The organism is Colwellia sp. MB3u-45 (assembly GCF_014077005.1).
In the GTDB taxonomy this organism is placed as follows: Bacteria; Pseudomonadota; Gammaproteobacteria; order Enterobacterales; family Alteromonadaceae; genus Cognaticolwellia.
In genome coordinates this window covers 32855-55786 of the sequence record NZ_JACGVC010000052.1, presented here as the reverse complement: position 1 = coordinate 55786, position 22932 = coordinate 32855, and the positions used below count along the sequence as shown (strand labels likewise).

The following is a 22932-nucleotide window of genomic DNA, read 5'->3' as shown; positions in this document are numbered from 1 at the left end:
ATAGTGATTTGATTCAGGCTTGGCAATAAAACCGACAAGAAGTAGAGGATAGAAGTGAATAACGCTAAACTCACCCAAGACGAAAACCTTTCCATCAAGGTCAGTTACCAGTTGTTGCCTACTGACCACCAAAGACTCGATTTATACTTTTCATTACCGGTTGAAATGGGTATCGGCCCTAAAACCCTAGACGAGGAGCATTACTTTCATAGCAGTATAGAAAATCATAGTGCTTATTACTCAGACCAACTGCACTTGCCATTAGTAAGAAGCCGCTTTATTAGCCAAAAAAAAGGTGAACTAAGTGACTATCGACTTAACCTTAATTTATTTTCTTATCAAATTTTAATTGCTCTCGACACTGATATAAAACAAACGATTAAGCTTAAAGAAAGTAAAGATTTTTACCCACAAGCCATTGTACTAGCAGAGTTGATTTCTGGTTTACTGAAAAAATTAAGACGATATACGCCATCAGATAAAAAGCTCAGTCCATTTTTTCAAAATGCTGACAACTACCTTAGTTGGCAAGTAGAGCAGTCATTTTTAAAGTTGCTATCTCGAGGACCAAAAAGTAGTGAATTTTCCACTGAAAGAAACTTCTTGTTTGCGCTATGTCGCAGTGAAAATGAATACCGTACAACCCATAAATATAATTCAGAAGTTACCTTAGCTGACCCTAACCGCATCACCAATAAAATGCGTTTACTGCAACGATTAATCGAATACGGCGTCGTACTGCAAAAAGAAATGAAAAGCCTCAATCGTAATTTAAAACGCATTGTGCGTGGCACAGTTACAGCGATTATTATGGCGTTTGTGATGTTGTTAGTGCTAAATGCACGGGCAAACTTTACTGAAGTCACGATTGCCTTAGTAGGCATGTTAGGCGTTGTTTATGGTTTAAGGGAGATATTTAAAGACGATATAACCCGTGTTATTTGGCGTAGCATTCAAAAAGGCTTACCTAAATGGAGAAATATTTACACAAATAATGTTAATAAAACCCGTATCGCTAGTCAAACCATTTGGCTAGAATATATTCGCAATAAAGATCTACCTCAGCAAGTTGATAAGTTATTTCAAACTCGGCGTCATCAAAACAAACAAGCGGCACAATTGCTACATTTTCGCAGTGACACTAAAGTTAATGCTAAAAGTTTTTTGCCTGGCTATGATGAAATTCAGCAACGTATCTATTTTAATTTAACCCCCTTTATTCGCTTCCTGAAAAAAGGAGAAGGCCGTTTATATTCACTTGATGGCAGTAAAATAACCAAGCAAGCGGTTGAACGCCGCTACCAAATTAATGTCGTATTAATGCAAACAGATAAACAAGAACTGCAACAAATACAACGATTTAAGATAACACTAAATCGCTCAACTATTATTAACATTGAAGCAATGAAAATAGATGACGACGATTAATAGCGACAAGCTGATGGTCAAACTAGGATATTAGGCTAGGTATTTTAAAGTAAAGCACAAGCATGCAAAAAATTATGTGGTGTTCAATTTTTATAATCTACTCAAACTGAGTATAAATGACAATATTGCGGCACTTAAGAAAATGTCTACCTTGCTATTTCTGTCACTTGGTCAGCGTTTGTTGCTTTACCTTATGCAAAAAACTGCCTACAATAACGGCGAAATTATCCTAGTAACGCTTATAGTCTTACTATCGGTAAAGCGACAAGCTGTTTCATGGAACGAAAACGATCCAACCCACGGATAGGGCCAGCATTTTGGATCACCCTCTATAGCTTGGAGTTTCTTATGATTGATTTATTATTTAATATCATTGGCATGTCAGGAACCTTTCTCATCGTTGCCGCATTTATAATGTTACAACTAGAAAAATTAAATCCTAAAAGTTTGGCTTATAACCTAACGAACCTTTTTGGCGCAATATTACTGTTAATTAGCCTGTGCTATAACTTTAATTTGGCGAGTTTTGTTATTGAACTATTTTGGATTGCCGCCTCGGTGATTGGTTTAGTTAAGTATTATACCAGGTCACCAGAAACAGTAACCACCGACTAACGGTTACTTTTCGCAACAGTCAGCCTTTGTCTGCTAAGTTTTAAAAATTGAATCGGCAAAGGTTTTCGTTTATTAACCCTCCACATATTGTTTTTTTATGCGCCAGCGTAGAGTTTATCCCCTAATTTAAGTCTTAGCACTTGTAATAGGTTATTTTACACGTATCATGCCGACCTATTTTTGTTTTTATCATCGGAAAACCCCTGTTTCATGAGAAAATTACTTACCTCGCCAAATGCCATGTCGCTTAGCGCTACCGAACAAACAATTTACCAAAATGCCTTGTCGTTAGTTGCCGATCTCAGCCTTAATTTAATGGCAGTAAAAGTAGAGAGTCATCCAGATAGTTTTCTTAACTGGTGCAGAGAGTTATACCGAATTTGCTTACACGACATCAACCAAGATTTATTAGAACCTAGTCAACAAAAACCCTTAAAAAAACTACAAGACACCATGTCAAACGGTGTTAGTGCTTGCCAATTAAAAATGGCTCGTATTATCCCATGGCCAATATTTACTAGTTTTGTACAAGAACACTCAAAATTACAAGCCTTACCAGAAAGACTTAAACTCTTAAATTATATTGCGACGCTACGCCATAATAAATTAGCTGAAATGATTGATGAAGACAGATTAGCTTTTGCAGGCAAGCATAGCGCCCAGCATGATATTAGTGTTTATGACTTTGATGTTGAATGGTTTGCCGGCACACGCGGCGCAAAAACCTTTCACCAGTTATTAAAGTCTCACCCAAAAGATTTTGATCAAGCGCTTGATCATATTCCATTAGACGGTGACGTTACCTTGGCAGACTATCAAAACTTTGTTAATGCCTACAAAGCAATATTTGCCAACCATACTAATGAAGAAAAAGCGCCCTTAAGTGCAGCAACTCGTTTATTGGCTATGCGCCGCCCAGACCAATTTATTGCTCTAAACAGTGGTAAAATAGATACCCTTTCGCAAGGCTTAGGTTTAGTAAAACTCAACAACCAAAGCTTTGATGATTATTGGCATGAGATGATAGAAGCCATTAGAAACACACAATGGTGGCGCAGTGAAATGCCTAGCGATGAAGCTGAACTTCAGCTTTGGCAAAATCGAGCCATATTAATTGATTTGTTTTTGTTTGCTGACAATTCATTGGCACAAAACTCTAACTATATTCGTATGCGTGATAAGCCTAAAAAAATAAAAATTGGTGTCGCTAAAGCGGTAAAACGTAGTAAAGCGTCAGCCGAAGCTATTGTAGATAAAGCTTTTGAATCAGATGATATTCCTGACTTTATTCTCAATATGCGCAGCACCATAGTGAACAGCGTTAAAGATGGTAAAACCGTTGATCAAGCGATAACCTTAATGCGTAACATTTTTGGTTAGTGTTTACTTTAAGCTCAGCTTATTGAAATTAAATTATTATAAGCCCAATAGCATTGGGCTTTTTTTATGGTTAAAATATCAGCTACTTCTCTGCTTTTTTATTTACCGTTAAGTTTTGCTGTTGACCCCGTTCACGGGCCATTAATAACAGAGTTAAATACAGTTTTGTCGGTAATGAAAAAAGCAAACCAAATGCAATACAGCAGGCACAAATAATAATACCCGTAACACCCATTTTTGTTGGTAGGTCTACATATAAAAGTAAGTAATATCCTAAAATAAGGAGCGTAATACCTATCGAAATAAAAAACTTAATTAAACGTACTTGTACTAATACCGACATAAATCCCCGCTAAGACAAACTCAGTTTACTAGCTCAAACAACGTCTGCTTTGCTCAAAAGCAAGAGCGTCATTAAAAACTTTTCAATAAAAAGCTCTCCACACATTATCGACATTACTCGTTTCTGCAAGAATAGCCTAACGCTAACAACTATATTCTATGGTGTTGAAGCTTAAAATCGTTCACAAGCGTTATTTCAGTGTCTATAGCCCCTCTTGGTCAAGGTACACAATAAATAATGACTACTTAATACTTAATACTTAATTTGTAAAAGTTAGATATTATCTCCTGCTATTTGGCTAGTTATTTAGTCTAATAATGCAGAGGCTTTGACTCGGATCAACTAATAACTTAACCCTTAGTGCATACTGATACGATACTCACTCATTATTTGATCATTTCTACTGGCTAAAAAACCAACTTTTTCGTTGTTTATGTAACTTTCATGTAGCTTTTACTTAATCAGTAGAACAAGTAATTATTGAATAAATACTATGTATTTAGCGGTTTTACCTAGGTATAAAGTAGACTCGCTAATTCATAAATCTGCTATTAAACAGATACAGTTTACATTCTGTGATAAATTTAATTGTAACCTTGCCCAAACCAAGAGAATTCAGAGACAATTATGCAGATACGCAAACAGCGCCAATCTTCTATAGACTGGTCTAAATACCTCAAATCTGGCAATCGAGTTTTTATTGGCTCTAATGCCGCAGTACCCAATGCCTTAATTGATAACCTTATTGCCAATAGCGATGGTTTACATGATATTGAAGTTGTTCATATTTTAACGCTTTCAGACAACGTTTGGGCTGATAAAAAGCACCAAGACCTATTTAAGGTCAACGCATTTTTTATTGGTGGCGAAAAAATTCGTACGGCAATTAATGAAGGGCGCGCTGATTATACCCCGACATTTTTATCTGAAATCCCAAGGCTATTTAATGAAAATATTTTACCCTTAGACGTAGCCTTAATCATGGTTGGCCCACCCGATGAATACGGTTATTGTTCGCTTGGGGTCACGGTTGATATTGTACCCGCAGCCATTAAAAAAGCTAAGGTGGTTATCGCACAAATTAACCCTAAAATGCCACGCACTAATGGTCATAGTTTTGTCCATATGAGTCAAATTCACGCTCACATCACCGTTGAACAATATTTACCCGAATTGCCCGAGCCTGAAATTGATCAGGTCACAGAACAAGTAGGTCAATACGTGGCTATGTTAGTAGAAGACGGTTCTACTATCCAAATTGGTATTGGTAAAATTCCATCTGCTATCTTGCGTTACTTAGCTAACCATAAAGATTTAGGTGTACACAGTGAATTAATATCTGACGGCATTATCGACTTAATGCTTTCCGGTGTTATCAACAATCGCAAAAAAACCTTTCATAAAGGAAAAACCGTCATCAGTTATTGTATCGGCACTCGTCGCTTATATAAGTTTGTTGATGGTAATCCCCATGTAGAGTTCTACCCGAGCGAACACATTAATTCGCCAGTGAACATTGCCCGTAACGACAACATGGTTTCTATCAATAGCGCCATCGAAGTTGACTTAACCGGGCAAGTGGTTTCTGACTCCATCGGCTATTATTTTTATAGTGGTATTGGTGGCCAAGTTGACTTTATTCGTGGCGCCTCATTAAGTAAAGGCGGTAAACCCATTATTGCCCTGCCATCGACAACCAAAGATGGCAAAATATCTCGTATCGTCGCGCACATTACCGAGGGTGGCGGTGTAGTTACCTCACGGGGTCATGTGGCTTATGTAGTCACTGAATATGGTATCGCTTCGCTGCAAGGTAAAAGTATTCGTGAACGCGCATTAGAATTAATACGTATTGCCCACCCTAAATTTCGCGCTCAACTACTTAAAGATGTGCGAAAACATTATTGGGTGCCTGAATACCAAGAAAACACGCCAACATCAGTACCTGAACTGGGTAAAGTTGAGATCAAACGTTTTACTTTTGCTGATTCTGAATACTTCCTTAGACCCTTATCGCCTTCAGACGAACGTAAACTACAAGAGTTTTTTTATTCTCATAACCAAGAAACATTAATGATGCGATACAACCATCATATGACACAAATGACCCGAGAGAAGTCCTGTGATCTCGTCAGTGTCAACCAGCAGGTTGACTTAGCCTTGTGTTTAACTGAACGAGATGATTTAGGTGAATCTATACAAGGTGTTGCTCGTTATTATTACCTTGAAGCAAGTAATAGTGCTGAAGTGGCTTTTGTTATTAAAGAGAGTAAACGCGGCAAAGGTATGGCAAAAGCACTACTGAGTGAATTAATCGCTATCGCTAAAATTCGTGGTTTAACGCAATTGGTTGCTAGTGTACGACGAGACAATGCTCCTATGTTAAAAGTATTTGAAAATGCAGGTTTTTTAAGAGCACCTTCTCAAGATTATGACGAAGTAAGCTTGGCTTACACACTATAATTAATCAATTGGGTATAAGCACACAAAAGAAAATTTAAGCAACTAAACTACTATTAAGTGATAAGTAATTTATAAATAACTTAATAGCTCAGAGATAAAGGAATGTAAATATGACAGTCGGCGTAATTAGTCACCACCATTGCTTGACCCACGATATGGGAAAGCATCACCCTGAGGCGCCAGAACGTATGGCGGCTATTCAGGATCAGCTTATTCGTAGCGGTTTGGATTATGTTATTCGACAATTTAACGCTAAACCTATTGATAAGGAACTACTTTATTTAGCACATGACAAAAACTATATCGAATCAATTTTTGCCAATGCCCCGAGTGAAGGCACTTATAATGTTGATGACGATACCATTATGACCCCAGATACCCTTAATGCCGCCTTACTTTCTGCCGGTGCTGCCAAAGACGCAGTAGACTTAGTGATGTCAAAAGAAATTTCATCGGCATTTTGCGCGACTAGACCACCCGGCCATCATGCTGAATATAATAAAGGTATGGGTTTTTGTTTTTTTAACAATGTCGCTATTGCCGCCGCCTACGCCAAAGAGCACTATAAATTAAAGCGTGTGGCTATTGTTGATTTTGACGTTCATCATGGCAATGGTACAGAAGATATTATAAAAAATAAAAAAGGTTATTTATTCTGTTCTACTTATCAATACCCATTCTATCCCTTTGAAATTAAAGAAAGTACTACGCCCCCCATCATTAACACACCATTAGCTGCGACAGCAAAAAGTGCTGATTTTCGACAAGCTATTCTTGATACTTGGCTGCCGGCATTGAACAAGTTTAAACCAGAAATAATATTTATTTCTGCCGGGTTTGACGCGCATATCGAAGATGACATGTCACAAGTGAGTTTAGTGGATGAAGATTATCGTTGGGTAACTGACCAACTTAAAACGCTTGCTGATAAATATGCTCAAGGGCGTATTGTCTCAGTGCTTGAAGGAGGATATGCTCTGAACGCTTTAGGCAGAAGTGCGGTCGCACATATTAATGGCTTAATTGGCTATTAGTTGAAATATAATCACCACTAGCCTTTGGCTTAAGTAAACTTGACCTAAAGCATTTGCTTTAGGTCATAGCAGGGTAAATATTGACCTTTAAAGCCCTATCAATGCTGCTAGTCGCTATTTTTCTTCAAAAGTACGAACTGCTGGTTTAACCAATATTTCAAGATAAAATGCGTTTAACTCTGCCGCTACAAGCGTATCAATTTCTTGGCTAATCGCTGTCACATGAATAACGTCAGCTGTTTGCTCTGACTTTCCAATTTTACAATCAAAATCCCAATAATCCGCATCTTCAGGTAGCTTTTTATTGCGCTCACGTTTTAAATATTTTTTAACTTCGTGTTTCGCTGACTCAACCATTCTAGCGACTTTAATTTTAGGGTGAGTTAACTCGAATGTTTTTTTCATGGAATTCCTTGGAGGAGATAAAAGTACGCTTTATAGTAAGTTTTGTCATATAAAGCCAATAGGGCTATTTTACGTAAACATTTAAGTAATAGCCATACTTCATCTAATTGTTAAGTAAATAACCTCAAGGGTAGCTAAATTTTATATCTTAGTGGATTCAAGTGCGCTTTTTCGCAACATTCACAAGCGGGATAAACTAGGGATAGTGTCTTGGCATTATTTCATCTGATGTAGATATAAGTAACTGGCTTTAACTCACTAGGGGCATGTATTGAGCCATGTATTGAGCTATGTATTTAGCAATGTAATCAGCGCACACATGCTTAAAAAGAAAATAGGTTTGAAATAGGCCTGAATATAAAAAAGACCGTTTAATAACGGCCTTTGGTTTTTAACTTTTATTTTTAGTGTTAGTTTTAACTGTTAGTTAAGATTAACTGACATGATTTAAGGACTTTCAAAAGCGTTTGACTGCTCTACTTCAAACTTCTTTTTTTGCTTAGCCGATAATACACCTTTACGATGTGCTAAAGCCGCTTCAAGCTTACTCGCTGCACTTGCTATCGCGGCATACAATTCTTTGTCGACAGCGTTAACTGAGACAGTAGCGCCTTCATAAGTGGTAGAAACTTCTAGTTTTTGTTGATTGGGCTCTACGGTGATAATGACGTCTAGGGTCATTAAGCTTGGGAAATGTTTAGCAATTTTAGCAAATTTGCTTTCAACTGCTTGGTTAATACCGTCGGTAATTTCAACGTGATGTCCGGAAATAATTATTTTCATATTGCTACCTTATTGGTTGTCTTCAATTATATATTCAGGGCGAAAGCGACAAAATACAATAGCTAAAATGAAATATTTTGTCGCATTTACGCTATGCAATTGAAAAGCCTGTATTAAATTAAGATAAACTTAGGTCTACTCTATGGTTAATCGCCTATTTTTCAACCGTGAGATTAAGCTAACCACTGCCAATACTATACCACCGGCAATAATCCCTGTGATGCCATTAAGTAAAATCGATAAAATACTTTCAGATAAACTACCAAAATATTGCCCTACCCAAAGTTCAAGGTAATGAAATTGACGACCAAGCCATGAAAAACTATGAACAATAATACCGCCACCAACCAAAAACATCGCAATGGTACCTACCACAGTTAATAGCTTCATTAAAAATGGCGCAAACATCAATAAACCGCGACCCATAGTGCTTTGCAAAGCCTTAAAGTGCCCTGACACCGAGTTTTTCAGCAGATAAAGACCTAAGTCATCTAATTTGACAATACCAGCAACCAGCCCATAAACCCCAACAGTAATCGCTATAGCTAATGTTGAAACAACCAGCACTTGTGTTTGAAACGCCGCTTCTTGTACTGTGCCTAAAGCAATAACCACAATTTCTGCAGAAAGAATAAAATCAGTACGAATAGCGCCTTTTATTTTTTCTTTTTCAAAAGCCGCAATGTCAATATTTTCATCGTTAACGGCGTTAAGTAGTGCTTGCTGTTCATCTGCCAAGGCTTTTTTACTATGAAGAAATTTATGGGAAACCTTTTCAAAACCTTCAAAGCAAAGAAATAAGCCCCCAATCACTAATAACACAGTGATCAGTGGTGGTACAAAAGCACTAATAAACAAAGCAGAAGGCACTAAAATCAATTTATTGAGAAACGAGCCTTTGGCAACAGCCCAAACCACAGGTAACTCTCTATCGGCCTTAACACCCGAAACTTGTTCGGCATTCAGTGCTAAGTCATCGCCGAGAACACCTGCGGTTTTTTTTACCGCTACTTTTGATAAAATAGCCACGTCATCGAGTACCGTTGCAATATCATCAAGTAAGGTTAATAAACTCGAACCTGCCACCTTTAACTCCTTTTATAAATAGCGTTATACCAAAGCTATTAACTCGCTATTAAATTGCTATTACACGTTAGTTAATCAGTTATTTTTTTAACATCGACTTTAAATTTGCAAACGGGTTATAGGTTGCGGTGTCTTGATTGGTATCGCCCGCTTTAATTTCTGTCTGATACTTTGCATGATCGGTATATTTTGCATGCTCATTGTCATGGCAGTAAATACACAGTAACTCCCAATTAGTACCGTCATTGGGGTTGTTCGTGTGATCATGGTCGACATGGTGCACCGTTAACTCTCTGAGATTTGAATATTCAAACGCGCGCGCACAGCGTCCACAAACCCAAGGGTATAATTTCAATGCTCGGTCGCGATAACCTTGCTCTTCCCGTTTATAATTAAGGCTAGAGCCTAATGTATCTGAGGACATAATATTAACTTTTCAGTAAAAAATATCTTTATTGTATGAGTAAGGCAACATAACTGCAATAAGGCAATTAGAATACATTAATCAAGCGCGTTATATGCTTATCTTATTTATCAAATACCTGGTTAAAAACAATAAATCTTGCCACACTCCCCTAGCCTGCTCGCTTTACTTTTAAGCGATAACTTGCCATGATATTTTATAAAATAATAACGCGGAACTGTCATGAAAACAGTCGAAGAACAATTATCAAATTACAAAAGTGTGCACTTGAATAAACGTAATATCCACACTCACTTTATTGGCGTGCCGCTGATTGTTTGGGCGATTACCGTTTTGTTAAGTTTAAATACTTTTACCCTAGTGCTAGCAGAACAAACAGTTACCTACACACCCGCAATAATATTGTTCACTATTGCTATGCTTTACTACTTTACATTACATATAAAATTAGCCATTGGCATGTTGATATATGTCGCTGTAAACCTATACCTTGCTAGTTTAGTCACCGATATGGAAAACGTATTATGGCTAGCCATTATAGTGTTTGTTGTTGGTTGGATTATTCAATTTATTGGCCATATCTTTGAAAAAGCTAAACCGGCTTTCTTAGATGATATGATGGGTTTAGCTATTGGCCCTTTGTTTTTGATGGCCGAAGTTTACTTTATGCTAGGCTGGGAGAAAAAATTGGCCAATAACATCATCCCCAAAGCTATAGAGAAACGTCGTTTAATCGAGCGAGCACAAAAATAATTTAGTCAGTTGCAGCAAACATAAGTCAATACTGTCCTGAAAAGTTCACTAAGTTACAAACACTAAAAGCACTATCAATCACAGTGTCAGCCACTAGCTTAGGCTCGAACTTACAGCAGTGAAACTTTAAGGTAACGGTTTGTACGCTACAATTATAAAACCATGCCATTTTTAAACTGCTCTGAGCGCAGAGTTGGCATTAACGCCAATAACGTTAATGCCAACTTTACCAACAAGCCTACCATCATAATCAACCACTACTTTATGACACCCTTTTTCTCAATACCTTTTGGCGGTTTTAAAAATCACTTTATTAACATACAGTTGATAACAACCTTGTCATTAACACTAAAGTATAACCGTCAATAATTTAGTATTTGCTATTATTAATAGTAACAACGTGAACCTATAAAAATCTTTATTACTGATCCTTTTATTACTGATCCTTAAAGAGTCAAATCATGCAATCAAATGATTATAACAACAAGCAGGCTAAAGCAGCGCTCGTTAGTATAGAGGCTTTACAAAACGCTATTTTCAACAGTGCCAACTTCTCCAGTATCGCCACCGATGCTAAAGGCGTTATTCAGCTATTTAATGTTGGCGCCGAGCATATGTTGGGCTATAGCGCTGCGGAGGTGATGAATAAACTCACCCCAGCCGATATTTCTGATAAACAAGAGATTATTGTTCGCGCTGAAGGCCTCAGTATTGAATTTAATACTGACATTAGTGCCGGCTTTGAAGCTTTGGTTTACAAGGCTGCACGTAGTATTGAAGATATTTATGAACTGACCTATATCCGCAAAGATGGCAGCCGGTTTCCAGCGATAGTATCCGTGACTGCCTTGCGTGATGCTAAAAAAAATATTATTGGCTACCTGTTAATTGGTACCGATAATACCGCACGTACCCTGGTCAGAGCCGGAGCATTACAGCTTGCTCTTTTCAACAGCATTAATTTCTCCAGTGTCGTCACCGATGCCAAAGGTGTTATTCAAATATTTAATATTGGCGCCGAACATATGTTGGGCTACACGGCTAAAGAGGTAATTAATAAACTCACACCCGCCGATTTCTCTAATAAAAAAGAACTAATCACTCGGGCCCAAGCCCTCAGCGTCGAACTTAACACGCCCATTAGCGCAGGCTTTGAGGCCATGGTTTACAAAGCTAGACACGGTATTGAAGATATTTATGAACTGACCTATATTTGCAAAGATGGCAGCTACTTGCCGGCAATGGTCTCGGTAACACCATTGCACAGCCCTCATGCTGTGATTATTGGCTATCTATTAATTGCTACTGATAATACCTTGCGTAAAAAAGCTGAATTAGCGCTCATGGAGGCCAAAGTGTTACAGAACGCTATGTTTAAAAGTAAAAATTTCTCCAGTATCGCCACCGATGCCAAAGGAATTATTCAGCTATTTAATGCCGGTGCAGAGCATATGCTGGGCTATAGCGCTGCGGAGGTGATGAATAAACTTACACCAGCCGATATTTCTGATCCACAAGAGCTGATTGTGCGCGCTGAAGGCCTTAGTATCGAATTTAATACTAACATTAGTGCCGGCTTTGAAGCTTTGGTTTACAAAGCGAATCATAGCATTGAAGATATTTATGAACTGACCTATATCCGCAAAGATGGCAGCCGGTTCCCAGCAGAAGTGTCGGTAACGGTATTGCGTGATGCCCAAAACATTATTATTGGCTACCTATTAATTGCTAGCGATAATACCGCACGTAAGAGAGAGGCTGACGCTCGCCTGCAATTAGCCGCCAGTGTTTTTACCAACGCCAGTGAAGGTATTTTCATTACAGATGCTGCCGGATTGATTATTGACGTTAATGATACCTTTACGACGATAACCGGCTATAGCCGTGACGAAGTTATTGGACAACACCCACGTATGCTTCAGTCGGATCAACAAGCGCCTGAGTTTTATGACAATATATGGCGAGTGTTATTGGAAAAAGGTTTTTGGTCTGGTGAAGTATTGAGCCGCCGTAAAAATGGTCAAGTGTACAGTGAAATTCTCAACATGAGTTCAGTCAAAAATGCTCATGGCCAAACAAATAACTACGTGGCCTTATTCACGGATATTACCCCAATAAAAGAACACCAAAATCAACTAGAGCATATTGCTCATTACGACATACTGACTAATTTACCCAATCGAGTTTTACTTGCCGACCGATTATCTCAAGCCATGTTACAGTGCAGCCGTCATCAACAGTCACTCGCGGTGGTATTTATAGATTTAGATGGCTTTAAGAGTGTCAATGATGCCCATGGTCATAAAGTGGGTGATGAACTACTAATTGCCCTCTCACTTCGCATGAAAGAGGCGTTACGTGAAGGTGATACTTTAGCTCGGTTTGGCGGTGATGAGTTTGTTGCGGTATTAGCTGATTTATCCAAAGTTGCAGACTGTGATCCGGTATTACAACGGCTGTTATTGGCTGCGTCTAAGCCGATTACCATTAATAACATTGTATTAAAAGTCTCAGCCAGTATTGGCGTTACCATCTACCCACAAGACAGTGCTGACACCGACCAACTGATGCGCCATGCCGACCAAGCCATGTATGTCGCTAAAGAATCAGGTAAGAATCGTTATCACTTATTTGATACCGCTCAAGATGACGCCATTAAATTACAACAAGACAATCTTGAAGCCATTCGCCACGCATTAGACCACCATCAATTTGTGCTCCATTATCAGCCTAAAGTTAATATGAGAACAGGTTTAGTGACCGGTGTTGAAGCACTTATTCGCTGGCAGCACCCAACACTAGGCTTATTAAATCCTATTGATTTTTTGCCGTTTATTGAGAATAACCCCATGAGTATTGAGATGGGTGAATGGGTTATTGATACCGCACTGACACAAATTAGCGCATGGCAAAAAATGGGCCTTAATCGCCCACTAAAAACTAGCGTAAATATTGCTGCCGTACAATTGCAGCAGCCTGATTTCACCCATAAACTAAAAAAACTACTGGCCGCCCACCCCAATATAGCACCCCATTATTTAGAGCTAGAAGTGCTGGAAACCATTGCTCTAGATGACGTATATCACGTCTCAGCCACCATGAATAAATGTATCGCGTTAGGTGTAAGCTTTGCCTTAGATGATTTTGGCACCGGCTACTCGTCTTTAACTTACCTGAGACGATTGCCCGCAGACTTGATCAAGATAGATCAGAGTTTTATCCGAGACATGTTAATTGACCTTGATGATTTGGCCATTGTTGAAGGCGTAATAGCGTTAGCTAAATCATTCAAACGTCAGGTAATTGCCGAGGGTGTTGAAACAATTGAACATGGCACTGCGTTACTGCAACTAGGTTGCGACTTAGCACAAGGTTATGGCATTGCCAAACCTATGCCAGCTAGCGACATTCCTGCCTGGATCAATAATTGGCAGCCTGATGCGAGTTGGCAAACATAATAATCTACATATAATAAACTCACTATAAATACTGTGAAGTGAGTTTGATGAGTTTGATGAGTTTAGATAATCATGCCACTTTACTTTTAAAAGGCAACCAAGCGCACTAAGTAACCCCCGACATTTAAAATTTCAGTTCAAATGTCGGTTCAAATGTCGGTTCAAATGTTAGTAAATAAAACGTGTCACAGACTGATGTTTTTATATAAATTTATTTTAAATAAAGCTTTTCAGCAGCTTTTTACTTATAAAAAATTCTAACTTATCAATAGACAGTGACTGGCAACACTAACAGGGCGAAAAACTACCATGAGTTTATTTTCTTTACTGCTGCCCACAACAGTACCTGCCTATTACCAACCTCATTCTCAAGCTATCTTTTTATTTTCAACAAGCCGTTAGATAAATTTTTTCATATTGACAGCGATAAATTTAAATATGAAAACGATTAGCTAAATCTTGCATTCTGGTGGCTAAGTAAGCTTGTTCTTTTGCTGTTGTCGCTATTTGTGTCGCTCCTGCAGAAGTTTCTGACGATTTCAGTTCTATATTAATAATATTTTGCGCAACATCTTGTGTCACAACTGATTGCTCTTCAATCGCAGTAGCCACTTGTTCTGTCATAGCAAAAATATGACTAATCGTAGAGGTTATTTCTTGCAAGCTATGCTCGACATTTTTTGAATTCTCTACCGCAACACTCGCCTTTTGTTGGCTATTTTCGATAACTTGATGGGCAGCATTTACATCAGCTTGTAGTGAACCAATAAAGCTCTCAATTTCTAAGGTGGATTGATGTGTACGTTTAGCTAGCGTTCGCACTTCATCAGCAACCACAGCAAATCCTCGCCCTTGCTCTCCGGCCCTGGCGGCCTCAATAGCAGCATTAAGTGCTAATAAATTAGTCTGGTCAGCAACTGATTTAATTACGTCAACCACCTTAGTTATATTGCCACTACTTGCATGTAAGCTGTTAATTCTTTGCGCTAATCTGTCAATTTCTTGCGAAAGCTCTTCAATTGAGTGATAGGAAAGCTGCACAACATCAAGGCCACTTTTTGCTTGGCTATCAGCCTCTCTGGCTGAATCTGCGGTAGCTTGGGTATTACCAGCAACCTCTTTTACCGTTGCTGACAATTCTTCTACGGCAGTAGCAATAGCAACAATGCCCTCTTGTTGTTCCGCTAATGTAATCGCATTATGTTCACAAGTGACTGAGGTTTCTTCCGCTGCGGCAGATAGCGTTAAGCTAGCGCTAGAAATTTCATTAATGGTATTCGAGAATTGCTCCAAAGTAAGGTTTAATGCTATTGAAATTTGCCCTAGCTCACTTTTACCTTGTAATTTTGTTCGTACCGTTAAATCACTTTCGTTTCTAACCAGTCTCATGACTTGAGTCAATTCATTGACCCGTGAAGTTAAATCCTTAATTGACACACGGGTGATCACAATAACTAACATCAGTAAAACTATGGTTACAGCAATGCTTAGAGCTAAAGTATTAAACGCGGTGGCCTGTGCATTTTTAACAAATAACAGTAAGTTGTCAGCGATTTTCTGACCACTTTTTTGATACTGACCGATTTTTAATGTCGCTTGTTGAAACCAATACAGCGGGTCGACACCAAAACCTGATGTTTTACTTTCAGCTATGGTACGCAGTTTCATCACTTCTTTTATCGCTGGGTGAGCCATCTGCTCTTGGTAATAGCGGATATTTTCAGCGCTAGTGAAAGCTAAAAAATTAGCCATAAAAACTTTTTGTTCCGTCTCTAAAGTAACAAACTTAACAAAGGTACCCTCGCTAAATTCATCACGAGCAAAGGTGCTACTGAGGACAGCACGCTCAATTCCAGCACGCTCTTTACCCTGAAGAAAGTTGTAATAGGCAATGCTTTGCTCTGTTAATTTTGCATTGGTGCTGAGATCGGTAATGATGTAAGAAACAGAGAGTAACTTGGCATTAAGTCTTGTGTAGTAAGCAATCGCTTTACTACTGTCTATAGCTAAGTCACTCACTTGCGAGCGTATAAGGTTTAATTTTTCTAACTCAGCAGCAATCTCTTGATTTAACTTCACAATTGACACTTGCTTAAAGTCATTAAGCTTTAAAAAGTCATCACGCGAAGTTAATTTCTCATCGGTGGCGATGCGTTGTTTATTCAACCTAGTGACAAAGGTTTTTCCTTTAGAGCCTAAAAAGCCAGCAGTAGTGCCACGCTCTTTTTGTAACTCATGAACTAATTCACTATAACTAATCGATAATTGAGTCAATTCAGTGAGGTTTTTCATCTCGTTATTAACAATATAACTTTGTTTAATCGTTAAAATACTCAACCACAAAAAGCCAATAAGTGGTAAGGCCAATACTATAAAGATTTTATTTTTAAATGAAATATCAGAAAACGTCATTACTTATCCTTTGATAAGAGTAATTAAAAAAGCAAAGTTAGGCTAACAATCTAATCGTTAATTTTCTTAGCTAAATACCCGCTCTACTTCAAGCTGCAAATTGGTGCGAGTTGAGAAAGGCTTAGCTAAACAGATTCATCGTTCCAGACTGAGCCTAAGTAAATACATCCGTGTAGACAGAGTATGGATTTAAGACAACATCTTAGATAGTGAAGCTAGAGCAAACTATGACGCAGTTGCCCTAATAACACCGTTCAATATGGCTATATCATCAAAATCCACAACGCAGTAAAAAACACTTTATCAGCTTACCTGTAGGGGGGTTACAAGTTTACAGCTGATATTTTACTAAAATTTAAGGTACTCACTTAAGTATTAATAACACCATAATTTATTTTGGTGTATTTTCTTGGCATAATAAAAGCTTTATAAATACTTAGCATTAGGATTTTAGAAAAATATGGCTATAACTTCAAGCTATTTATGCCAAATACCTGGCTCAACTTTACCTTGAAATTCAATATCGGCTTGTTTAAATTCCATATCAGCATCGCTAACGTTTTCAAGCTGACGTTTAGCATTATAGTCTTTTGTTAGGGCTACTATCGTCGGCGTAAGTTGTACAATAGCGATAACGTTAACTAAAGTCATTAAGCCTAACGCGACATCAGCCATACTCCACACCTGAATTAAACTGGCACTTGAACCCCAAAAAACCATCGCCAAATACATTGCCGTGTAGATTGTGCGTCCCACTTTATTATCCAGTTTGAAAAAATGTAAATTACTTTCGGCATAGGCATAATTTGCGACCACCGAGGTAAAAGCAAATAAGCTAATCGCTGCCGAAACAAAATAAACCCCGTTAGCGCCTAAATGATGGGTAATAGCACTTTGGGTTAAACGAATGCCTTCCATTTCACCACTAATGTTAATATCGGCAAGTAAAATAATAAACGCGGTGCAGGTACACAACACCATAGTGTCTAAAAACACCCCTAACATTTGCACGTAGCCTTGGGTAACAGGATGATTAGGCACAGGTCTTGCGCTCGCGGCGGCATGCGGCACACTACCTGCACCGGCTTCGTTGGAATATAATCCACGCTGAATACCATTTTTAATCGCAGCACCTAACATGCCAGCGCCAGCTTCTTGTAAGCCAAAAGCGGAAGTAATAATATCGTATAGCATCGCTGGTACGGCACTCAGGTTCATTAAGGTGATGGTTAGCGCCACCAAAATAAAAGCAATGCCCATAAAAGGCACAATTAACTCGGCAAAGCGTGCAATACGCTTTAAGCCACCTAGTACAATCGCACCGGCAAGTAGCGTAATTAATGCCCCCGAGTACATTGTAGGAATATTAAAAGCATGATTTAACGAGTCGGCAATGGTATTAGCTTGCATCGCACTGAAACTAAAGCCGTAACCTAAAAACAAACATAGTGAGAACAAAATGGCCAACCAACGTTGGTTAAGACCTTTTTGGATGTAATAAGCGGGGCCTCCTCGATATTCTTTATGGTCGTCTTTGACTTTATAGAGCTGGCCTAAAATGCTTTCGGCAAAACCTGTTGCCATACCCAATAAGGCAATAACCCACATCCAAAATATTGCGCCACTCCCCCCAAGTGATATAGCGACCGCCACGCCAGCCAAATTACCGGTACCTACTCGTGCCGACAAACCAATAAATAACGCTTGTAGCGAACTTATGCCTGAACTGTCTGTCGAGTTTTTATCATTTTTAGCACTGTTTTTTAAAACAGAAAACATATGACGAAAATTGAGAATTTGAACAAATTTTAGCTTATAAGAGAACCAAAAACCTGCGAATAACAAAACATAAATGAGAACTTGCCCTTCACCCCATAAAACATTATTTATGCTCGAGACAATTTGTTCGAAATTCATTGTTGCTGATCCTTGTTGACATTGCAGTGAGTTGTTGTAACTGGATAATAAATCTTACTTTAGCAAATTTTAAAGTTAATTATTAGTATGTTATGAAGTTTTAAAGGGAATAATTACCACTAAGATAAAATACCCTTCAATAACAACTAGGCACTAACGTTTGGCCAGATGGGTTAACTTCGATTGTTGAGTGTTTAATGCCATATTTATCTAATAACATGGTTTTAATTTCAGTTAAATCTATATGGTCAATATTCGTTGCAGGTTGTAATTTACATTCTAAAAACAACTTATGTTCATCGAGTTGCCAAACATGAATATCTAGCGCGGCATTCACCGCTACGTTTAACTCAATATCTGCTTTAAGTTCACTTATGTCAAACGCTTCAGGCACCGCTTGCATTAATATCTTTATGCTTTGAAGTGCAAGTAATCCGCCGTGATAAAGTACGTATATTGAAATTAAAACAGTCGCTATCACATCAACAAAATACCACTGATAAAATATGATCAAAACCCCGGCAATAATGACCGCAACCGACGCCAAGGCATCAGACACATTATGAATAAAAGCTGCGCGTAAATTCATGCTACTTTTTGCCCCTGACATATAAGTTAATACCGCGGTGGCAATATCGATAACCAAAGCAATACCTGCGATATAAATCACTATCCAGCCATTAATTTCTGTTGGATTAAAATATTTACTGACCGCTTCATAAATAAGATAAAGGCCAACAATAATCAGCGTAATACTATTGATCAAAGTACCAATAATTTCGGCTCTTTGATAACCAAAAGTCATATTTTCATCCGCTTTCTTAGCCGATACTTTACGCGCAAAAATCGCAATAACAATCGCGCCTGCATCACTTAAATTATGCAAGGCGTCGGCAATTAACGATAAGCTGCCCGAGAGTACACCACCCATGATCTGCACTATGGTTAATAAAACATTAATCAATACGGCAAAGGTCAATTTACCGTTGTCCTTATGTGATTGAGAATGTGAATGTGAGTGTGAGTGAGACATTTTTACCTCTTAAATATTTATCTGTAACAATAAAATAATAGCGTGATAAAGAGGATTATCACGCTATAAAAAACAAACATTTTATACCATAGCGATTAAACCCGATAAAACTAGTGCGTTAACTGCGCTATTTTTTCCTTTGAAAACCAGGAAAACAGCACAGGTAAAACAAATAATGTCAGCAATGTTGCGGTCACTAGCCCGCCAACAATAACACTCGCTAAAGGTCGCTGTATTTCAGCGCCTACGCCGTTTGACATTAGCATAGGAATTAACCCTAAAGCTGAAGTTATCGCGGTCATCAACACTGGGCGTAACCGTGAGGTAGCGCCTTCAAATACCGCTTTTGATACCACCAAGCCTGCTTTAATACGTTGATTGATACTTTCTACCATCACCACACCATTGAGCACAGCGACACCAAACAAGGTAATAAAGCCGACAGAGCTGGGTACTGATAAATATTGTCCTGAAAAATACAGTGAGAACACACCACCAATAACCGCTAAGGGCACAGTCACTAAAATCAGTAGAGCTTGGCCGCTTGAGCCAAAAGCAAAATAGAGTAATAGTGCGATTAAACCTAACGACACAGGTAAAACGATAGCGAGCCTAGCTTGTGCCCGTTGTTGGTTTTCAAATTGACCACCAATAACGACAGAGTAACCCGCAGGTAAATCAACACTAGCGGCAATAGCCGCACGAATATCTGTCACTACACTGCCCATATCTCGACCCTGTACATTGGCTTGAATAACAACGCGGCGTTGTACATCATCACGACGCACTTGCGGCGGGCCTGATGCTAGCGAAATATCAGCAATATCACCTAAGCGCACCCAAGCGCCAGTAGGTGACTGTAAACGTAAATCAGCGATAACATCACGGTTGTTACGACTTTTTTCCTGTAAGCGGACATAAATGTCATAACGTTCATTGCCATTAATGACCTGCCCTGCGGTAGTGCCGCCAATACCATTTTTAACTAAGTCCATCACATCAGCAACAGAAAAGCCAAAACGAGAAAGTTGCTGCCTATTGGGTTTAATGACTAATTGCGCTTCACCAACAATTTGCTCCATAGCCACATCGCGCGCACCCTCTACCGCTTTAATAGCCGTTTCTATCTCTTGCCCTTTCGAGGCGAGAACATCTAAATCAGGCCCAAAGAGCTTAACGGCCAATTGTGCTTTTACGCCAGACAGTAATTCATCAACACGGGTCGCGATAGGCTGAGAGAAATTCAGTAACAAACCCGGAAATTGTTCTAACTTAAGGGCCATTAGGCGCTGTAATTCATCACGATTGGTAGCGCTGGTCCATTCATTAACCGGCTTTAAGCCAATATAAATTTCAATGTTATTTACCGGCTCTGGATCGCCGCCAATTTCAGCACGTCCCATGCGACTTAACGCGTATTCAACTTCAGGGAAAGTCAGTAGCATTTTTTCTAATATTGGGGCAACTTGCAACGCGGTAGTTAGGCTTGAAGACGGTGCTAAGGTCACTCTTAAATTAATCGTGCCCTCTTCTAACTCAGGCACAAACTCTGTGCCTATTTGTGGCACTAAGGCGATAGCACTGAGTAATAAGAGCACTGATGAGCTAATAACAACTTTGGTGTGTTTCATGGCAAGCGCTAAAGCTTGACGATACCAACGCTCTAGTGGTCGTAAAATAATACTTTCACGTACTTTAACGTCTTTTTTAAACAGATAAGTAGCTAGGGCAGGCACGACGATTAAAGCAACAAAAATAGCAGAAACCACGGCTAAAATAATACTAATGGCCATAGGTTGAAATAACTTAGCTTCTACACCTTCAAAGCTAAATAACGGCATAAATACCACTAGAATTATGGTGGCGGCAAAAAATATCGGCCGAGCAACCTCTTTGCCGGCTTGTTTTAATCTCAAAGGGATAGCATTGCGTTTATCTGCCAAAGCACCTGGGCCGCTGTCAGTTATTTTTCTGTCATTGTCTGCTGTATCAATAGACCCACCATTTATAAAGGCATTATTTATAGACAAGGCACCCTTTTCATTACCAAGAGTGGCGGCACTTAGCTGTGCTTCATCTGCTCGGTTAAGATGTCTAAACATGTTTTCAACCATCACTACTGAGCCATCAACCAACATGCCCATCGCTACGACTATGCCCCCCAGTGACATTAAGTTCGCCGATAAACCTAAATATGACATGATCATTAAGGTCATTGCGATTGAAATAGGAATAGAGATTAATACTAAGAAGGTTGCCCTTAAATTCATCAAAAATAAGGCCAGCACAAGCGCAATAAAAATAAACGCCAAAATAAGTGAGTCAACCACAGTATTAACCGCTTTTACAATTAAGTCAGATTGATCGTAAAAAGCTTCAAAGCGCACCCCTTTTGGCAGTGCTTGCTCAATTAAGGGTAACCGGGCATTAATGCCATCAATGGTTGATTTTGTATTAGCCCCCATACGCTTAAGCACAATGCCCGAAACCACTTCGCCTAACACTTCAATATCGCCATTTTCTGCTCGGCGTGTCATAGTGGCCGCGCCTTGGCGAATTTCGCTACCCAGTTCAACGCTAGCAACATCAGCCACGGTAATAACCGTACCATCAACGATTTTAACCGGCACTTGCTCAATATCAGTTATACCCGCTGCGCCACCACTAAACCAACCCGTGCCACGAACCACTAACTGCTCTTGGCCTCGGTTCATGTACCAACCGCCAACATTGCTATTGTTATTGCCTAAGGCGCTAACAATATCGCTTTGGCTAAGTTCGTAAGAAAGTAATTTACTAGGTTCAATATTAACTTGGTATTGACGAACATTGCCGCCAAATGACAAAACATCAGTAACACCATCAACCGGCATCAGTAATAATTTAACTACCCAGTCATTTAAGCTGCGCAGCGCCATTGCGTCATAACCAGCGTCTTTGTCGGCAATAAGTAAGTATTGAAATACTTGCCCTAACCCTGAAGTATTGGGGCCCATTTCTGGCGTACCCACACCTTTGGGGATCAGTTCTTTCGCTGCTTGTAAGCGCTCAAAAACCAATTGACGGGCAAAGTAAATATCGGTACCTGCTTTAAAAACTACCGTCACTCCTGATAAACCGGTTTTAGAAATTGACCGCACTTGCTCAACATCAGGCATGGCGTACATTACCGCTTCAATAGGATAAGTAATGAGTTGTTCAACTTCCTCTGCGGCTAGGCCCGGCGCTTCGGTATTTACCGCCACTTGTACGTTAGTTACATCCGGAAAAGCATCCAAATTTAACTGCGGAATAATAAACACTGAGCCAATCAGGGTTGCTACTAACATCAAAATCACCCATAGGCGATTGTTGACAGAAAAATCAATTATTTTATTAAACATAGTTTCTATTCCTTG

16 protein-coding genes are annotated in these 22932 nt (G+C 39.1%); 7 read left to right on the top strand and 9 right to left on the bottom strand.

All coding sequences use genetic code 11. The features are described 5' to 3' along the window. The first annotated feature begins 54 nt into the window (after positions 1-54). The 3 genes from H4J41_RS15095 to H4J41_RS15085 all read left to right on the top strand — a co-directional run bounded on the left by H4J41_RS15095 (position 55) and on the right by H4J41_RS15085 (position 3423). Positions 55-1428 (top strand): hypothetical protein, encoded by a 1374-nt coding sequence (locus tag H4J41_RS15095; RefSeq protein WP_182137561.1) that lies wholly within the window; start codon positions 55-57, stop codon positions 1426-1428. A 348-nt stretch (positions 1429-1776) separates the two neighbouring features. Then, positions 1777-2043, top strand: coding sequence for a hypothetical protein (locus H4J41_RS15090; RefSeq protein ID WP_182137560.1), 267 nt, complete (start codon positions 1777-1779; stop codon positions 2041-2043). Between the two features lie 210 nt (positions 2044-2253). After that, positions 2254-3423 (top strand): hypothetical protein, encoded by a 1170-nt coding sequence (locus tag H4J41_RS15085; RefSeq protein ID WP_182137559.1) that lies wholly within the window; start codon positions 2254-2256, stop codon positions 3421-3423. Between the two features lie 82 nt (positions 3424-3505). Here the strand turns inward: H4J41_RS15085 and H4J41_RS15080 are convergent, their stop codons facing one another. After that, the gene (locus tag H4J41_RS15080) at positions 3506-3766 is read right to left on the bottom strand and encodes a hypothetical protein (RefSeq protein ID WP_182137558.1); all 261 of its coding nucleotides are present in this window, start codon (positions 3764-3766) and stop codon (positions 3506-3508) included. Between the two features lie 627 nt (positions 3767-4393). On the opposite strand from H4J41_RS15080, the gene H4J41_RS15075 reads away from it, so the two are divergent. Both H4J41_RS15075 and H4J41_RS15070 read left to right on the top strand, forming a co-directional pair. Next, positions 4394-6229 (top strand): GNAT family N-acetyltransferase, encoded by a 1836-nt coding sequence (locus tag H4J41_RS15075; protein WP_182137557.1) that lies wholly within the window; start codon positions 4394-4396, stop codon positions 6227-6229. A 110-nt stretch (positions 6230-6339) separates the two neighbouring features. Then, positions 6340-7263 (top strand): histone deacetylase family protein, encoded by a 924-nt coding sequence (locus H4J41_RS15070; RefSeq protein ID WP_182137556.1) that lies wholly within the window; start codon positions 6340-6342, stop codon positions 7261-7263. A 114-nt stretch (positions 7264-7377) separates the two neighbouring features. Here H4J41_RS15070 and H4J41_RS15065 read toward each other — a convergent pair whose 3' ends face one another. The 4 genes from H4J41_RS15065 to H4J41_RS15050 form a co-directional block, all read right to left on the bottom strand. Further along, positions 7378-7668, bottom strand: coding sequence for a DUF6172 family protein (locus H4J41_RS15065; RefSeq protein ID WP_182137555.1), 291 nt, complete (start codon positions 7666-7668; stop codon positions 7378-7380). 447 nt (positions 7669-8115) lie between these two features. Further along, complete coding sequence (hpf, locus tag H4J41_RS15060; RefSeq protein ID WP_182137554.1) at positions 8116-8451, bottom strand: ribosome hibernation-promoting factor, HPF/YfiA family; 336 nt, start codon at positions 8449-8451, stop codon at positions 8116-8118. Between the two features lie 135 nt (positions 8452-8586). After that, a complete protein-coding gene (locus tag H4J41_RS15055; RefSeq protein WP_182137553.1) occupies positions 8587-9537 on the bottom strand; it encodes a DUF808 domain-containing protein in 951 nt (316 codons plus the stop codon). A 79-nt stretch (positions 9538-9616) separates the two neighbouring features. Next, positions 9617-9961: a YajD family HNH nuclease gene (locus tag H4J41_RS15050; protein ID WP_182137552.1), complete on the bottom strand. Its 345-nt coding sequence runs from the start codon at positions 9959-9961 to the stop codon at positions 9617-9619. A 222-nt stretch (positions 9962-10183) separates the two neighbouring features. On the opposite strand from H4J41_RS15050, the gene H4J41_RS15045 reads away from it, so the two are divergent. Together H4J41_RS15045 and H4J41_RS15040 are read left to right on the top strand one after the other, a co-directional pair. Next, positions 10184-10714 (top strand): DUF962 domain-containing protein, encoded by a 531-nt coding sequence (locus H4J41_RS15045; protein WP_182137551.1) that lies wholly within the window; start codon positions 10184-10186, stop codon positions 10712-10714. 461 nt (positions 10715-11175) lie between these two features. Further along, complete coding sequence (locus H4J41_RS15040) at positions 11176-14172, top strand: bifunctional diguanylate cyclase/phosphodiesterase (RefSeq protein WP_182137550.1); 2997 nt, start codon at positions 11176-11178, stop codon at positions 14170-14172. A 432-nt stretch (positions 14173-14604) separates the two neighbouring features. Here H4J41_RS15040 and H4J41_RS15035 read toward each other — a convergent pair whose 3' ends face one another. The 4 genes from H4J41_RS15035 to H4J41_RS15020 form a co-directional block, all read right to left on the bottom strand. Then, on the bottom strand, positions 14605-16584 hold the full coding sequence (locus H4J41_RS15035) for a methyl-accepting chemotaxis protein (protein WP_182137549.1): 1980 nt from the start codon (positions 16582-16584) through the stop codon (positions 14605-14607). 477 nt (positions 16585-17061) lie between these two features. Further along, positions 17062-18501, bottom strand: coding sequence for a sodium:alanine symporter family protein (locus H4J41_RS15030; protein ID WP_182137548.1), 1440 nt, complete (start codon positions 18499-18501; stop codon positions 17062-17064). A 136-nt stretch (positions 18502-18637) separates the two neighbouring features. After that, positions 18638-19534, bottom strand: coding sequence for a cation diffusion facilitator family transporter (locus tag H4J41_RS15025; protein WP_182137547.1), 897 nt, complete (start codon positions 19532-19534; stop codon positions 18638-18640). A 110-nt stretch (positions 19535-19644) separates the two neighbouring features. Next, positions 19645-22917, bottom strand: coding sequence for an efflux RND transporter permease subunit (locus tag H4J41_RS15020; protein WP_182137546.1), 3273 nt, complete (start codon positions 22915-22917; stop codon positions 19645-19647). Positions 22918-22932 lie beyond the last annotated feature (15 nt).

Coding starts and splice junctions, on each gene's coding strand:
- H4J41_RS15090 (WP_182137560.1), top strand. CDS start 1,777: ATGATTGATTTATTATTTAATATCATTGGCATGTCAGGAACCTTTCTC.
- H4J41_RS15085 (WP_182137559.1), top strand. CDS start 2,254: ATGAGAAAATTACTTACCTCGCCAAATGCCATGTCGCTTAGCGCTACC.
- H4J41_RS15080 (WP_182137558.1), bottom strand. CDS start 3,766: ATGTCGGTATTAGTACAAGTACGTTTAATTAAGTTTTTTATTTCGATA.
- H4J41_RS15075 (WP_182137557.1), top strand. CDS start 4,394: ATGCAGATACGCAAACAGCGCCAATCTTCTATAGACTGGTCTAAATAC.
- H4J41_RS15070 (WP_182137556.1), top strand. CDS start 6,340: ATGACAGTCGGCGTAATTAGTCACCACCATTGCTTGACCCACGATATG.
- H4J41_RS15065 (WP_182137555.1), bottom strand. CDS start 7,668: ATGAAAAAAACATTCGAGTTAACTCACCCTAAAATTAAAGTCGCTAGA.
- hpf (WP_182137554.1), bottom strand. CDS start 8,451: ATGAAAATAATTATTTCCGGACATCACGTTGAAATTACCGACGGTATT.
- H4J41_RS15050 (WP_182137552.1), bottom strand. CDS start 9,961: ATGTCCTCAGATACATTAGGCTCTAGCCTTAATTATAAACGGGAAGAG.
- H4J41_RS15045 (WP_182137551.1), top strand. CDS start 10,184: ATGAAAACAGTCGAAGAACAATTATCAAATTACAAAAGTGTGCACTTG.
- H4J41_RS15040 (WP_182137550.1), top strand. CDS start 11,176: ATGCAATCAAATGATTATAACAACAAGCAGGCTAAAGCAGCGCTCGTT.
- H4J41_RS15035 (WP_182137549.1), bottom strand. CDS start 16,584: ATGACGTTTTCTGATATTTCATTTAAAAATAAAATCTTTATAGTATTG.
- H4J41_RS15030 (WP_182137548.1), bottom strand. CDS start 18,501: ATGAATTTCGAACAAATTGTCTCGAGCATAAATAATGTTTTATGGGGT.
- H4J41_RS15025 (WP_182137547.1), bottom strand. CDS start 19,534: ATGTCTCACTCACACTCACATTCACATTCTCAATCACATAAGGACAAC.
- H4J41_RS15020 (WP_182137546.1), bottom strand. CDS start 22,917: ATGTTTAATAAAATAATTGATTTTTCTGTCAACAATCGCCTATGGGTG.